Source organism: Pseudomonas sp. 210_17 TE3656 (assembly GCF_054821965.1).
The window spans coordinates 984,441-999,398 of sequence record NZ_JBTRBC010000001.1 but is presented as its reverse complement, the minus strand read 5'-3'; the positions used below and the strand labels follow the sequence as shown (position 1 = coordinate 999,398).

Sequence of the window (14,958 nt, the reverse complement as noted above, 5' to 3'; positions counted from 1 at the left end):
GGCCGGGTTTTCCCACATGAGTGTGTGTTGGCTGGTCTGGCCTCATCGCCGGCAAGGCCGGCTCCCACAAGGTGCAGTGCATGCAGTACCTGTGGGAGCTGGCCTTGCCAGCGATGGGGTTTACATCAGATCAAGGTTTCAATCCGCAGCGTGTTAGTCGATCCCGGCTTGCCAAAAGGCACACCGGCGGTGATCAACAGGGTATCGCCACGGCTGGCCATGCCTTGGGCCTGGGCGATTTCCAGTGCGGTGGAGCAGATTTCATCGACCTGACGCAGGCGATCATTGACCACCGAGTGTACACCCCAGGCCACGCTCAGGCGACGGGCGGTGGACAGGTTAGGGGTCAGGTTGAGGATCGGTGCCCGTGGCCGCTCGCGTGCAGCGCGCAGGGTCGAGGCGCCCGACTCGCTGTAGTTGACCAGCACCGCCACCGGCAAAATGCCGCTGATACGACGGATCGCACAGCTGATCGCATCGGAAACCGTCGCTTCCGCCTTCGGCCGGCCGACGTCCAGTTGCACTTGGTAGTCCGGGCCGTTTTCAACCTGGCGGATGATCTTGCTCATCATCTGCACGGCTTCGAGCGGGTAGTCGCCGGAGGCGGTCTCGGCCGAGAGCATCACCGCATCGGCACCTTCGGCCACGGCGTTGGCTACGTCGGTGACTTCGGCACGGGTCGGCGCGGGCGAGAAGCGCATCGATTCGAGCATCTGTGTGGCGACCACCACCGGTTTGCCCAGCTCGCGGCAGGTGTTGATGATGCTCTTCTGGATCTGCGGCACGCTTTCGGCCGGCACTTCCACGCCCAGGTCGCCACGGGCAACCATGATCGCATCACTGAGCTCGGCAATCGCCCGCAGTTGGGTAACGGCCGACGGCTTCTCGATCTTGGCCATCAGGTAGGCGCGATCGCCGATCAGCTGACGCGCCTCGACGATGTCTTCCGGACGCTGCACGAACGACAGGGCCACCCAGTCGACACCCAGCTCCAGGCCGAAGGTCAGGTCGCGGCGATCCTTGGCGGTCAGCGGGCTCAAGTCCAGAACCGCTTGCGGTACGTTGACCCCTTTGCGGTCGGACAGCTCGCCGCCGTTGAGCACTTCGGTGTCGATGGCGTCGCTGTGCTTGGCGGTCACCCGCAGACGCAGCTTGCCGTCATCGAGCAGCAGGTCCATACCTGGTTCCAGCGCCGCGATGATTTCCGGGTGCGGCAGGTTGACCCGCTCAAGGGTGCCAGGGGTGCTGTCGAGGTCCAGGCGCAGGGCCTGGCCGCGTTGCAGCTGGACCTTGCCTTCAGCGAAACGGCCAACCCGCAGCTTCGGCCCTTGCAGGTCCATGAGGATCCCCAGCGGGTAGTTGAGCTGGCTCTCTACTTCGCGGATCCACTGGTAGCGCAGGGCGTGGTCTTCGTGTTCGCCGTGGCTGAAATTGAGGCGGAAGATGTTGACTCCGGACTCGACCAGCTGGCGGATGTCGTCGATACCCTTGATGGCAGGCCCGAGGGTCGCGAGGATTTTGACTTTTTTATCAGGCGTCATGGTTTGGCACTCTCAAGGATCAGAATGGCGCGAAAATCGTTGACGTTGGTCCGCGTCGGCTCGGTGACGATCAGGGCATCGAGCGCGGCGAAGTAGCCATAGCCATTGTTGTTGTCCAGTTCGTCGCTGGCCGACAGGCCCAGGGCCGCGGCACGGGCGTAGCTGTCCGGGGTCATCAGGGCACCGGCGTTGTCTTCCGAGCCGTCGATGCCGTCGGTGTCACCGGCCAGGGCGTAGACCCCGGGCAAGCCCTTGAGGCTTTCGGTCAGGCTCAGCAGGAATTCGGCGTTGCGCCCGCCACGGCCATTGCCGCGCACGGTCACGGTGGTCTCGCCACCGGAGAGGATCACGCAGGGCGGCGACAGCGGCTGGCCGTGCAGGACGATCTGCCGGGCGATGCCGGCATGAACCTTGGCCACTTCCCGCGATTCGCCTTCCAGGTCGCCTAGAATCAGCGGGCTGAAGCCGGCCTGGCGGGCTTTGACCGCCGCCGCTTCAAGCGACTGCTGGGGACGGGCGATCAACTGGAAATGACTGCGGGCCAGCGCCGGGTCGTCGGCCTTGACGGTTTCGGACGCCGGGTTGTTCAGCCAGGCGGTGACTGCAGCCGGGGCTTCGATGTTGTAACGCTTGAGGATCGCCAGTGCTTCGGCCGAGGTGCTCGGGTCGGCCACGGTGGGGCCGGAGGCGATGACCGTGGCCAGGTCGCCCGGTACATCGGAAATCGCATAGGTGTAAACGGTGGCCGGCCAGCAGGCCTTGGCCAGACGCCCGCCCTTGATCGCCGAGAGGTGCTTGCGCACACAGTTCATCTCGCCGATGGTGGCGCCGGACTTGAGCAGCGCCTTGTTGATCTGTTGCTTGTCGGCCAGGGTCAGACCTTCAGCAGGCAGCGCCAGCAGCGCAGAGCCGCCACCGGAAAGCAGGAAGATCACCCGATCGTCTTCATTCAGATCGCTGACCATCTCCAGCACGCGTTTGGCCACGGCCAGGCCAGCGGCATCGGGGACCGGGTGGGCGGCTTCGACCACTTCGATTTTCGAGCAGCTGGCGCCGTGACCGTAACGGGTCACCACCAGGCCGGAAACCGGGCCTTGCCAATTGCGTTCGACGACTTCGGCCATGGCAGCTGCAGCCTTGCCGGCGCCGATGACAATAACGCGACCGCTACGGTCGCTGGGCAGGTGTGCTTCAAGAACCTGGCGAGGGTGCGCGGCATCGATGGCCGTAGCGAACAAGTCGCGCAGAAAGTGTTGCGGATCGAGCGACATGGCAGGCTCCAATCTTATTGTTCTTCAAAATCGAAAACGCCCCTGGTTCTGCCTCCGTGCAGGCCGACCCAGGGGCGGTGGTGCTCTTTGTGCGGCAAGCCTCAAGAAAATGCGGATCGATGCGCGACCTGGATTTTCTTACGGCGTAAAGCTTGCAGCTTACTCGTCGCCGCGGATCGAGAAGTTGGCCATGTGCTCAAGGCCTTTGATCAACGCCGAGTGGTCCCAGTTGGCACCACCGATGGCCGCGCAGGTGCTGAACACTTGCTGGGCATTGGAGGTGTTGGGCAGGTTGATGTTCAGCTCTTTGGCGCCTTGCAGGGCCAGGTTCAGGTCCTTCTGGTGCAGGCTGATGCGGAAGCCTGGATCGAAGGTGCCTTTGATCATGCGCTCGCCGTGCACTTCGAGGATCTTCGAAGAGGCGAAGCCGCCCATCAGCGCTTCACGTACCTTGGCCGGGTCGGCACCGTTTTTCGCGGCAAACAGCAGCGCTTCGGCGACGGCCTGAATGTTCAGGGCAACGATGATCTGGTTGGCGACCTTGGCGGTCTGGCCATCGCCGTTACCACCGACGCGGGTGATGTTTTTGCCCATGGCCTGGAACAGCGGCAGGGTGCGTTCGAAAGCGTTCGGGCAACCACCGACCATGATGCTCAGGGTCGCGGCTTTGGCACCGACTTCACCGCCGGACACCGGCGCGTCGAGGTAGGCAGCGCCAGTGGCCTTGATTTTTTCGGCGAAGGCTTTGGTAGCGGTAGGGGAGATCGAGCTCATGTCGATCACTACCTTGTTTGGACCCACGCCCTGGGCGACGCCGTTTTCACCGAACAGGACCGCTTCGACCTGTGGGGTATCCGGCACCATGACGATGATGAATTCAGCTTCCTGGGCCACTTCTTTCGGGTTGGCCAGGGCCACGGCGCCAGCGGCGACCAGGTCGGCCGGGGCTGCATCGTGGTGAGTGGAGAGGAACAGGCTGTGACCGGCTTTTTGCAGGTTCTGCGCCATTGGGCGGCCCATGATGCCGGTGCCGATAAATCCGATTTTAGCCATGAGAGATGCCTCTTGTAATTGTTTGCAGGTCAGATCGCGTTATGGGATTTCAACCAGCCAAGGCCAGCTTCGGTGGTGGTCAGCGGCTTGTATTCACAGCCCACCCAGCCCTGGTAGCCGATGCGGTCCAGGTGTTCGAAGAGGAAGCGGTAGTTGATCTCGCCAGTACCCGGCTCGTTGCGGCCCGGGTTGTCGGCCAGCTGGATGTGGTTGATCTTGGCCAGGTTGCTTTCCATGGTGCGGGCAAGATCCCCTTCCATGATCTGCATGTGGTAGATGTCGTATTGCAGGAACAGGTTGCTGCTGCCGACTTCGGCCTGGATTTCCAGGGCCTGTTGGGTGTTGTTCAGGTAGAAGCCAGGAATGTCGCGGGTGTTGATCATTTCCATGACCAGCTTGATCCCGGCAGCCTGCAGTTTGTCGGCGGCGTACTTGAGGTTGTCGACGAAGGTCTTGCGCACGCTGGCGCAATCCGGACCTTGCGGACGGATACCGGCCAGGCAGTTGACCTGGGTGTTGCCCAGCACCTGGGCGTAGGCGATGGCCAGGTCGACACCGGCGCGGAACTGCTCGACGCGGGCCGGATCGCAAGCGATACCGCGATCACCTTTGGCCCAGTCGCCGGCCGGCAGGTTGAACAGGACCTGGGTCAGGCCGTGGGCATCGAGCTGCTGCTTGATTTCAGCCGAGCTGTAATCGTACGGGAACAGGTATTCGACACCGCTGAAGCCGGCGTCGGCGGCAGCCTTGAAACGGGCGAGAAAGTCCTGCTCGGTGAACAGCATGGACAGGTTGGCGGCGAAACGTGGCATGGTTGTCTCCTTGCAAAAGTAGGCCCTGTGCGTAACGCAGCAGGGCCGCTGCAGCAATCAGTCGAGCAGGGAAATCGCGGTTGGCGCGTCGTTGCCGACCAGGGCCAGGTCTTCGAATTCGTTGACCGCGTTGATTTCGGTGCCCATGGAAATGTTGGTCACGCGCTCGAGGATAACCTCGACCACCACCGGAACCCTGAACTCTTCAGCCAGTTTTTGCGCTTTGAGCAGGGCCGGGGCGATCTCGCCTGGCTCGGTAACGCGCAGGGCCTTGCAACCCAGGCCCTCGACCACAGCGACGTGGTCGACGCCATAACCGTTGAGTTCAGGGGCGTTGACGTTCTCGAACGCCAGCTGCACACAGTAATCCATCTCGAAGCCACGCTGCGCCTGACGGATCAGCCCCAGGTAGGAGTTGTTCACCAGTACGTGGACGTACGGCAGGTTGAACTGCGCACCCACCGCCAGCTCTTCGATCATGAACTGGAAGTCATAGTCGCCCGACAGCGCTACTACCTTGCGGCTCGGGTCGGCCTTGACCACACCCAGGGCGGCAGGGATGGTCCAGCCCAGCGGGCCGGCCTGGCCACAGTTGATCCAGTGACGCGGCTTGTAGACGTGCAGGAACTGCGCGCCGGCGATCTGCGACAGACCGATGGTGCTGACGTAGCAGGTGTCCTTGCCGAACACCTGGTTCATTTCCTGGTACACGCGCTGCGGCTTGACCGGCACGTTGTCGAAATGGGTCTTGCGCTGCAGGCTCGATTTGCGCTGCTGGCAATCTTCCAGCCAGGCGCTGCGGTCCTTGAGCTTGCCGGCGGCTTTCCACTCGCGGGCCACTTCCAGGAACACGTCCAGAGCAGCACCGGCGTCGGAGACGATACCCAGGTCAGGGGTGAATACCCGGCCGATCTGGGTCGGTTCGATATCGACGTGAATGAAGCGGCGGCCTTCGGTGTAGACGTCGACGGAACCGGTGTGGCGGTTGGCCCAACGGTTACCGATACCCAGCACCACGTCGGACTTGAGCATGGTGGCGTTGCCGTAGCGGTGCGAAGTCTGCAGACCTACCATGCCGACCATCAGCGGGTGATCGTCCGGGATGATGCCCCAGCCCATCAGGGTCGGGATCACCGGAATGCCGGTCAGTTCGGCGAATTCGACCAGCTTGTCACAGGCATCGGCGTTGATGATGCCACCACCGGCAACCAGCAGCGGACGCTCGGAAGAGTCGAGCATGGCCAGGGCTTTCTCGACCTGGATGCGGTTGGCGGCAGGCTTGTGTACTGGCAGCGGCTGGTAGGCATCGATGTCGAATTCGATTTCGGCCATCTGCACGTCGAACGGCAGGTCGATCAACACCGGGCCTGGACGGCCGGAGCGCATTTCATAGAAGGCTTTCTGGAACGCATAAGGCACCTGGCCTGGTTCCAGAACGGTGGTCGCCCACTTGGTCACCGGCTTGACGATGCTGGTGATGTCGACGGCCTGGAAATCTTCCTTGTGCATACGGGCACGCGGCGCCTGGCCGGTGATGCACAGGATCGGAATGGAGTCGGCCGAGGCGCTGTACAGGCCGGTGACCATGTCAGTGCCGGCAGGGCCGGAGGTGCCGATGCACACGCCGATATTGCCGGCTTTGGTGCGGGTGTAGCCCTCGGCCATGTGCGAGGCGCCTTCAACGTGACGAGCGAGGACGTGATCGATACCGCCGACTTTCTTCAGGGCCGAGTACAGCGGGTTGATTGCAGCACCCGGAATACCAAACGCGGTTTCAACACCTTCGCGGCGCATCACCAGAACGGCTGCATCAATTGCTCTCATTTTGCTCATGGTTTTGTGCCTCTTTGATTTTGTAATTGTATACAAATGGCTTTTCGTCAGAGTGTATTCACGCCAGGCGACTCTGGTCAATCCATTTTCATCGGCGATGGGTGCTTTCGTCGGGAAGGCCATAAAAAAGGCGTTTCGTCAGAATTGGGTTATCGCTCTCGAATTATTGTATACAAAAATATTCGCCATTGTGTTCTATTTGTTCTATTGCTTTCACACCTGCCCTCAGGGCTTCTAACAACAAGAGGACCTTTCCATGACCACATTGACCCTGAAAGTCGCCGTCAGCCTGGTGAACGCCGCGCTGGCCGCAGGCCGCAAGATCTCCGCCGCGCCCCTGACGGTGGCGGTGCTTGATGCTGGCGGCCATCTGTTGACCCTGCAGCGTGAAGACGGCGCCAGCCTGTTGCGCCCGCAAGTGGCAATGGGCAAGGCCTGGGGCGCAATTGCCCTGGGCAAGGGCTCGCGCCTGATTGCCCTGGATGCACAACAACGCCCGGCGTTTTTCGCCGCGCTCAATGGTCTGGGGCAGAGCCCGGTGGTGCCGGCGCCAGGTGGCGTGCTGATCCGTAATCAGCAGGGCGTGGTGGTGGGGGCGATCGGTATCAGTGGCGATACCTCGGATATCGATGAGCAGTGCGCGATCAGTGCGATCGAAGAGGCAGGATTGACGGCGGATGCCGGGGTAGCAGCTTAAGGCTTTATCCCCCGGTGGGAGCGGGCTTGCCCCGCGATTGCGATTGTTCAGTCACATTGCATCGCGGGGCAAGCCCGCTCCCACCGGATGAATCTGTTCTCTCAGGTCAAGCGTCCGGCTCACAACCCTTGAGCACCAGACGAATGATGGTCTGCGTCGCCGCTTCATAGTCGCTGTCTTCCAGCTTGGCTTTACCGGTAACCACCGAGATCTGCCAGTCGAAATCAGCGTAGGTCTGGGTCGCCGCCCAGATGCTGAACATCAGGTGGTGCGGGTCGACCTTGGCAATCTGGCCACGGTCGATCCATGCCTGGATGCATTCGATGTTGTGCCGGGCCTGCTCGTTGAGCTGTTCGACCTGGCTCGGGCTCAGGTGCGGGGCACCGTGCATGATCTCGCTGGCGAACACTTTGGATGCAAACGGCAGGTCGCGGGAAATACGTACCTTGGAGCGGATGTAGGCGCTCAATACTTCTTTCGGGTCACCGTCGGCATTGAACGGCGTAGACGCCTGCATGATCGGCTCGATGATGCTTTCCAGGACCTCGCGGTAGAGGTTTTCCTTGGACTTGAAGTAGTAGTACACGTTCGGCTTGGGCAGCCCGGCCTTGGCCGCGATGTCGCTGGTCTTGGTGGCGGCGAAGCCCTTGTCGGCGAACTCTTCACTGGCCGCGCGCAGGATCAGTTCTTTGTTGCGCTCGCGAATGCTGCTCATGGTTGACGCTAATCCTCGGGCCTGAAAGGGCGGTTGCGCATGGTAGCACCGCGTTTGCAAAGGGCTCAAGGTGGCGACTTTGAGCTAGACTGAACGCCTCTCAACCCGCTGGAATCAGGCAAACATGGCAGGAAGCAGTCTTCTGGTATTGATCGACGATATCGCCACGGTACTCGACGATGTCTCGGTAATGACCAAGGTCGCGGCGAAAAAGACCGCAGGGGTGCTGGGCGACGACCTGGCGCTCAATGCCCAGCAGGTCACCGGCGTGCGTGCCGAGCGGGAAATCCCGGTGGTCTGGGCAGTGGCCAAGGGCTCGTTCATCAACAAGTTGATCCTGGTGCCGGCAGCGCTGTTGATCAGTGCGTTCATCCCCTGGGCGGTAACGCCGCTGTTGATGATCGGTGGCGCTTTTCTGTGTTTCGAAGGCTTCGAAAAACTTGCCCACAAGTTCCTCCACAGCAAGGCGGAAGGTCAGGCCGAGCACGCAGCGTTAGTAGAAGCGGTAGCGGACCCTGACGTCGATCTGGTGGCCTTCGAGCAAACCAAGATCAAGGGCGCGATTCGCACCGACTTCATTCTCTCGGCAGAGATTATTGCGATCACCCTGGGCACCGTTGCCGCTGCGCCGCTGAGCCAGCAGATCATCGTGCTCTCGGGCATCGCCATTGTCATGACCATCGGCGTGTATGGCCTGGTTGCCGGTATCGTCAAACTCGATGACCTGGGATTGTGGCTGACCCAGAAAGCGTCGCGTGCGGCACAGGTGCTGGGTAACGGCATCCTGCGTGCGGCGCCGTACATGATGAAGAGCCTGTCGGTAATTGGTACCGCGGCGATGTTCCTGGTCGGTGGCGGGATTCTGGTGCATGGCGTGGCGCCGCTGCATCACGCTATCGAAGCGTTTAGTGACGGACGAGGTGGCGCGTTGACCGGGGCCTTGCTTAATGCCGGTGTCGGTATCGTAGCTGGCGCCGTGGTGCTGGCGGTGGTGGCCGTCATCGGCAAGCTCTGGCGGTTTGCCAGAGCTTGAATCCGGGGGGTTGTCGCGTCAGTTTTTCAACGCAGCCTGCTCTGCCGGCTCTGGCAACCAATCGAGCAAATGATGGGTAAAGCCGAAACTGGCAACCTGGTAGTAAGCGATGGCGCGCTGGATCAGCGGATCACTCTTGTCCGCGGCCACCTCGCTGCTTTCACCCAGGGCCTGATTATGCCGGCGTAGGCCGTCACGCGGGCTGAGGATCGCCAGGTCCTGGCCATTGAACAGGCCCAGGTGCTGATAATTGCCGATCAGCACTCTGGGCGGCAGGCTGTCTTCCTGCAGCAGGTCGCGGCCAAAGAAGGTCGAGGTGTAGCTGGTGTCGAGCATGCCGAGCAGGGTCGGCGCAAGATCGATTTGGCTGGCCAGTTTCGACTCCTCGCGTGCTTCGATCAACTTCGGTGCATAGATGAGCAGCGGAATCTGATAATTGCTGACTGGCAAGTCTTCCTTGCCGGCACTGCCGGCCGTATGGTCGGCGACGAAGATGAACAGGGTATTGTCGAACCAGGGCTTGCTGCGTGCCTGTTCAAGGAAGTGTCCAATGGCATAGTCGGTGTATTTCACGGCACCGTCGCGGCCATTACCTGAGGCAATGTCGATGCGGCCATCGGGGAACGTGTAGGGACGATGGTTGGAGGTGGTCATCAGTTGCAGGAGGAACGGCACTTGATTGGCATGGTCAGCGTCCGCCAGTTTGATGGCTTGCTTGTAGAGGTCTTCGTCAGACATGCCCCAGGCATTCTTGAAACTGATGTCCGCCTCATCGACGCTGCTCTGGTCGACGATGCGGTAACCGTTGCCGCTGAAAAACGCGTTCATGTTGTCAAAATAACCACGCCCGCCATAAACAAACACGCTGTCATAACCAATTTCCGACAATTGCTGGCCAAGGCTGGCAAAGCCACTTTCACGCCCGATGCGTTTGACGATCGAGCGCCCCGGGGTTGGCGGCATCGACAGGGTGATGGCCTCAAGACCGCGGTCAGTGCGTGTGCCTGTGGCATAGAAGTTGTTGAAGTACAGGCTCTGTTTACGCAGGGCATCGAGGTTCGGCGTAAGGTTGCGCGTGTCACCGTTGCTGCCCATGTACTTGGCGCTCAGGCTTTCGATGGTGACCAGGATGATGTTGGGCGTACGTGGAGGACCGGAGTGGGTGATGACACGGCGAATGCTCATCGGATCCTGATCGACAAAGCGGGCGTTGGGCTCTTGCAGTTCGGCGCGGATCAGGCGGGTCGAATCGCTTTCGGACAGGCTGCCATAGAACTGTGAGTAGTCCAGTTCATTGTTTCGGAACGCGGCAAAAAACTGATAAGGCCCGTTGCTGGCCAATTCGCGGGCATACGCATTGCCGCCTTGACCGCGAGGTGTGTCCTGGTTGATTAGCAAACCCGCCATGCCCGCCAGCAGTGCCAGCGTGCCGAGAGCCAGCAGGCGCTGACGCCAGGAGGGCAATGGTGCGTCCAGTGCCTGGCGCAGGGGTGTGCGTACGGCGAGCGTCAATACCAGGGCGGCGACCGCAAGCACACTGAGGATCACGCCGATGGGGTAGGACTCGAGAATGTTGTTCACAACCTCATCCGAGTACACCAGGTAGTCCACAGCGATAAAGTTGAAGCGAACGCCGAACTCATCCCAGAACAGCCATTCGGCAACGGCCACGAACAGCATGATGAACAGGCTGGTGAACAGTACCGTGCGCAACAAGCCACGATGCAGGCGGGTACGCCATAGCGCCGGAGGGCACAACAGCAAGTAAAAGCCCAACGGCAGGGCGGCATAGAGCAGGAAACTCAGGTCATAGATCAGCCCGGTACCGAAGATCGAGAAAAAATGCCCCCCGGCCTCGCTCAGGTGAGCGAAGAGCAGGACGCTTCGTGTCAATAAGAAAGTAATCAGCCAGAGTGCTGTCAATAGCAGTAAGTAGCGCACCGGCGCTGAACGAGAAACGTGCATGGCGTTTGCCTTGTTGTTGGTGGACAGTTTGGCGTGCACGCTAGCGTTTGAGATGAGAAAAATTTGTCAAATAAATGCAATGATAAAGTTTGTGGCTGATATATAGTGGCAGCGCTGAGTGCACAGGAGTGCGCGATGGCGAAAGTTGTTGGTCGCCCTTGTTGCTTGTTTAAGGAGCTTGCGTGTGCCTTTCAAAACACTGACTTATGATGCTTTTCACCTGGGATTGTATTTAACCGCTGCGCTGGCCTGGACGACGCTGTGTGTTCTGGTCCTGCTCAATGCGCGCAGGCGCATGCCCTATACCTCGGGTGCAAGCAGCCTGTGGGTCGCAGCAGCTGGCGCTATTATCTGTCTGGGTTTTCTGCTGGTGGATGTGCTACGGCTTGTTAGCGAGAGCGTCGTACTGTTCGGTGTACTTGTGTTTGGCGTGATTACGCCTGGCGTAATTTCTGCTGTGCTCTACGTATACTTGTATGTTCGTCGTGAGACTTTGTCTTGAAAGTCTGTAGGAAGTTTCTGTTTTTAATGTGGGAAAATTGCTGTAGCCCAAGATTTTGCTCAAAGGCCGCGCCTTTTGAGCGCGCGGCCTTTTAGTTTCAGCTGATTAGAAGTGCACTTTAACCAGGAAGCTTGCCGTGTTCTGGTCGGTATCAAATGCGTCGCTGTCCTTGATCCCGTACTTGTTCTTCCAGTAGTCGTATTCGAAACCGACATACAACTGCTTCTCGCCCCAGTTCAGCGCCTTGCCCAGGTCATATTTGACCTGCGGGTTGAAGTGCAGGTTGGCGTGGTAGGTGCCACGGCGGCTGGTAGCGTCGTTATCCACAACCCAGTCCATGAAACCATCGATGAGAATGTCGGATTTGCCCACAGGAATGGTGTAGGACCAGACCGGGGTGATCTGCCAGACATTGTCACCGGCGCGGCTGCCTTCGGTGTTGCGCTGGTAGAAGTTCAGCTGGAAGTAGTCGAAGCCCGGGATTGCCAGGTCGAAACCAGGACCGATCAGGTAGGACTCGGTATCGCCCTCGCCAAATTCGTAGGTCATGGCCAGCAGCACGTCCTTGATCGGGCCGAACTCCAGTTTCTGATCGAAGATCTTGCCGAACGACAGGCGTGGGCTGAACTCGCCGTAGTAGGTGTTGGGACCGTTGTTGAAGTCTTTATCGCCGTTGTAGAAGATCTTGTCGACGAAGAAGAAGTTGTCGCCGTATTTCCAGGCATCGGCGTGCTCGAAGGTCACGGTCTGCTGGATTTCCGGGTTGACCGCAAAGTTCTTGCCCCACAGGTAGGTCAGGCTGTTGTTCTGCCATTGCAGCAGATCACCGGCGGTAGCGGCCGTGCTGGCCGCCAGCAGGCCGCCGGCGAGGATCAGGCTATTGGTCATGCGCATCGCTGTGTTGCTCCCTTGATTGAATCTGTTGTCGGTGCTCTGAGCGGCACCGTTGAGTTCAAATACTTGTCTTTTGAGTCAGTTTTTTTCGATTGGCCACAACAATTTGGCAAGTGCTGCGCCAACTTTTCCGCAATGGCGCAACAGTCCTGCTCGACGTCTTTCTGAACAGCTGAAAAAGGGTATTTCAGGTTGGCGTGACGCTTGCCAACCGCCCGAATTCATTGACTGAGCGGTCAGCAAACGCAGGCAGGATCCATCCTGCCCTGAGCGAGGGGGCGCGCAGATTACTGGCTTGCGCGCGGGTCCTCAAGTGCTCCGTCGTGGAGCGGGTGTGGCTAAAACTGTGCGTTTGGTCAGGTTTTAGAAGTGAACCTTAACCAGGGCGCTGGTCACGCTCTGATTGGTGTCCAGCCGTCCACTGTTCTCGATGCCGTATTTGTCTTTCCAGTAGCTGTATTCGATACCCACGTACAACTGCTTGGCGCCCAGGTTCAGGGCCTTGCCCAGGTCGTATTTGACCTGTGGGTTGAACTGCAGGTTGGCGTGGTAAGTACCGCGTCGGGTCTCGTCGTTATCGACCACCCAGTCCATGTAGCCATCGATGAGGATGTCGGACTTGCCTACAGGGATGGTGTAGGAAAAGGTCGGGGTAATCTGCCAAACGTTATCGCCTGGGCGGCTGCCTTCGGTGTTGCGCAAGTAAAAGTTCAAGGTGAAGTAATTGAAACCGGGAATCGCCAGGTTGAAGCCGGGGCCGATCAGGTAGGCCTCGTTGTCGCCTTCGCCCGACTCGTAGGTCATGGCCAGCAACACGTCGGTAATCGGACCGAACTCCAGCTTCTGGTCGAAAATCTTGCCGAACGACAGGCGCGGGCTGAACTCACCGTAGTAGGTGTTGTTGCCTTTGTTGCGGTCGGTACCGCCGTTGTAGAAGATCTTGTCGACGAACAGGAAGGTGTCGCCGTATTTCCACCGGTTGGCGTGTTCGAAGGTCACTGTCTGCTGGATCGCAGGGTTGACCTGGAAGTCCTTGCCATACAGGTAGGAGAGGCTGTTGGTGTGCCATTGCAGCAGGTCTTCTGCGGCGGCTGGCAAAGTGGCCAACAGACTGCTACCCAACAGAAGGGAAGTGGTGATGCCTTTCATGTTGTGATTCCCGGCTTTGTTATTGTTGGTTTTCGGTTTTTTCGGCGCGAAACGCCCCGGCCGACCCGCTCCCACGGGTCGACGGTCCTGCGTATTGCTCGGGGTGCTACCGGGCGGCAAGCGCCGCCCAAAGACTCAGTGTTGGTGGGCGGCTTCGTTGTGCGCAGCGCGTTCGGCGCCGCCGAGAATGTTGAACAGCAGGTTGAGGATCAGCGCGCTGACCGTGGCCATGGCGATACCGCTGTGGGTGATCGGTTCCATCCACTGCGGCATCTGCGCGAAGAACTCCGGACGCACCACAGGGATCAGGCCCATGCCGACGCTGACGGCAACCAGCAACTGGTTGCGGCGGTCGGCGATGTCGGCTTCCTGGAGGATCTTGATGCCGGTGGCAGCGACCATGCCGAACATGGCAATCGAGGCGCCGCCCAATACCGCAGGCGGAATCGAGGCAATCAGGAAGGCCGCCTTGGGCAGCAGGCTGAGCAGGATCAGGAAACCACCGGCAACCACCGTGACATAGCGGCAGCGCACGCCAGTCATCTGCACCAGGCCGATGTTCTGGGCGAACGAGGAGTGGGTGAAGGTGTTGAAGAAACCGGCGACAAACGATGCACCGGCGTCGCACATCAGGCCGCGGCGCAGCATGCCCGGAGTGACTTCACGGTCGGTGACCTTGCCCAGGGCGAGGAACATGCCGGTGGACTCGACAAAGATGATCACCACCACCAGGCACATGGACAGGATCGGCGCCAGGCTGAAGGTTGGCATGCCGAAGTGCAGCGGCGTTACCACTTGCACCCAGGGCGCCTCGTCGAGGCCGGAGAGGTCGACCATGCCGATGGAGCCGGCGAGGATATAACCCAGGCCCATGCCGATCAGCACCGAGACATTGACCCAGAAGCCGCGCATGAAGCGGTTGACCAGGAGGATGGTGGCCAGCACCAGGCCGGCGACGATCAGGTAGATAGGGGAGCCGAAGGTTTCGGCACTGGCGCCGCCACCGGCCCAGTTAACGGCAACCGGAAACAGCGAAAGACCAATCGAGGTGATGACCGTGCCGGTCACCAGCGGTGGGAAGAAACGCACCACCTTGGACATGAACGGGGCGATCAGCATGCCGAAGAAACCGGCGGCAATGGTCGCACCGAAAATACCTTGCAGGCCGACGCCGGGCATTCCGGCCATGGCCACCATGCTGCCGACTGCAGCAAAGCTTGCACCCATCATTACCGGCATGCGGATGCCGACTGCGCCAATGCCGAACGACTGGACGATGGTGGCGACACCAGCGACCAGCAGGTCGGCATTGATCAGGAAAGCGACTTCTTCACGAGAAAGGCCGGCGGCCTGGCCGATGATCAGCGGCACGGCAATCGCGCCTCCGTACATCAGCAAGACATGTTGTAGACCCACCAGGAACAGTTGGAGCATTGGCAGTGGCTGTCGTGGGGGCGCAACGGGGATGTACGCCTTGCGTGACTCGGACATGC

The 14,958-nt window shown here is 60.1% G+C and carries 13 protein-coding genes; 3 read left to right on the top strand and 10 right to left on the bottom strand.

Annotated elements, in window-relative coordinates; translation table 11 throughout:
• Nucleotides 1-125: 125 nt before the first annotated feature.
• From pyk to gcl, 5 genes are all read right to left on the bottom strand, one after another.
• Complete coding sequence (gene pyk, locus ACVI9W_RS04705) at nucleotides 126-1,541, bottom strand: pyruvate kinase (RefSeq protein WP_461529334.1); 1,416 nt, start codon at nucleotides 1,539-1,541, stop codon at nucleotides 126-128.
• The gene (locus ACVI9W_RS04700; RefSeq protein WP_038613259.1) at nucleotides 1,538-2,812 is read right to left on the bottom strand and encodes a glycerate kinase type-2 family protein; all 1,275 of its coding nucleotides are present in this window, start codon (nucleotides 2,810-2,812) and stop codon (nucleotides 1,538-1,540) included. The genes pyk and ACVI9W_RS04700 overlap by 4 nt, the downstream gene beginning before the upstream one ends.
• Nucleotides 2,813-2,971: 159 nt before the next feature.
• Entirely contained in the window at nucleotides 2,972-3,865 is an 894-nt protein-coding gene (locus ACVI9W_RS04695) for a 2-hydroxy-3-oxopropionate reductase (protein ID WP_157193441.1), read from the bottom strand.
• A 29-nt stretch (nucleotides 3,866-3,894) separates the two neighbouring features.
• Nucleotides 3,895-4,677, bottom strand: coding sequence for a hydroxypyruvate isomerase (gene hyi, locus ACVI9W_RS04690; protein WP_461529333.1), 783 nt, complete (start codon nucleotides 4,675-4,677; stop codon nucleotides 3,895-3,897).
• Nucleotides 4,678-4,734: 57 nt separating this feature from the next.
• Nucleotides 4,735-6,510, bottom strand: coding sequence for a glyoxylate carboligase (gene gcl / locus ACVI9W_RS04685; RefSeq protein ID WP_422421543.1), 1,776 nt, complete (start codon nucleotides 6,508-6,510; stop codon nucleotides 4,735-4,737).
• Nucleotides 6,511-6,766: 256 nt separating this feature from the next.
• Here gcl and ACVI9W_RS04680 point away from each other — a divergent pair, with 256 nt between their 5' ends.
• Entirely contained in the window at nucleotides 6,767-7,207 is a 441-nt protein-coding gene (locus ACVI9W_RS04680; protein WP_157193438.1) for a GlcG/HbpS family heme-binding protein, read from the top strand.
• A gap of 106 nt (nucleotides 7,208-7,313) precedes the next feature.
• On the opposite strand, the gene ACVI9W_RS04675 is transcribed toward ACVI9W_RS04680, so the two are convergent.
• On the bottom strand, nucleotides 7,314-7,922 hold the full coding sequence (locus ACVI9W_RS04675) for a TetR/AcrR family transcriptional regulator (protein WP_038613246.1): 609 nt from the start codon (nucleotides 7,920-7,922) through the stop codon (nucleotides 7,314-7,316).
• A 124-nt stretch (nucleotides 7,923-8,046) separates the two neighbouring features.
• Here ACVI9W_RS04675 and ACVI9W_RS04670 point away from each other — a divergent pair, with 124 nt between their 5' ends.
• Nucleotides 8,047-8,955 carry a DUF808 domain-containing protein gene (locus ACVI9W_RS04670; RefSeq protein ID WP_461529332.1) on the top strand — a complete coding sequence of 303 codons (909 nt, stop codon included), beginning with the start codon at nucleotides 8,047-8,049 and terminating at the stop codon, nucleotides 8,953-8,955.
• Between the two features lie 18 nt (nucleotides 8,956-8,973).
• Here ACVI9W_RS04670 and ACVI9W_RS04665 read toward each other — a convergent pair whose 3' ends face one another.
• Nucleotides 8,974-10,920, bottom strand: a complete 1,947-nt coding sequence (locus tag ACVI9W_RS04665) for an LTA synthase family protein (protein ID WP_461529331.1) — start codon at nucleotides 10,918-10,920, stop codon at nucleotides 8,974-8,976.
• A gap of 184 nt (nucleotides 10,921-11,104) precedes the next feature.
• On the opposite strand from ACVI9W_RS04665, the gene ACVI9W_RS04660 reads away from it, so the two are divergent.
• Nucleotides 11,105-11,422, top strand: coding sequence for a hypothetical protein (locus tag ACVI9W_RS04660; RefSeq protein ID WP_461529330.1), 318 nt, complete (start codon nucleotides 11,105-11,107; stop codon nucleotides 11,420-11,422).
• A 105-nt stretch (nucleotides 11,423-11,527) separates the two neighbouring features.
• Here the strand turns inward: ACVI9W_RS04660 and ACVI9W_RS04655 are convergent, their stop codons facing one another.
• The 3 genes from ACVI9W_RS04655 to ACVI9W_RS04645 all read right to left on the bottom strand — a co-directional run bounded on the left by ACVI9W_RS04655 (nucleotide 11,528) and on the right by ACVI9W_RS04645 (nucleotide 14,956).
• Complete coding sequence (locus tag ACVI9W_RS04655; RefSeq protein ID WP_461529329.1) at nucleotides 11,528-12,316, bottom strand: outer membrane protein OmpK; 789 nt, start codon at nucleotides 12,314-12,316, stop codon at nucleotides 11,528-11,530.
• Nucleotides 12,317-12,679: 363 nt separating this feature from the next.
• Complete coding sequence (locus tag ACVI9W_RS04650; RefSeq protein ID WP_038613242.1) at nucleotides 12,680-13,465, bottom strand: outer membrane protein OmpK; 786 nt, start codon at nucleotides 13,463-13,465, stop codon at nucleotides 12,680-12,682.
• Between the two features lie 135 nt (nucleotides 13,466-13,600).
• Nucleotides 13,601-14,956 (bottom strand): nucleobase:cation symporter-2 family protein, encoded by a 1,356-nt coding sequence (locus ACVI9W_RS04645; protein ID WP_128324412.1) that lies wholly within the window; start codon nucleotides 14,954-14,956, stop codon nucleotides 13,601-13,603.
• Between the last annotated feature and the right edge of the window lie 2 nt (nucleotides 14,957-14,958).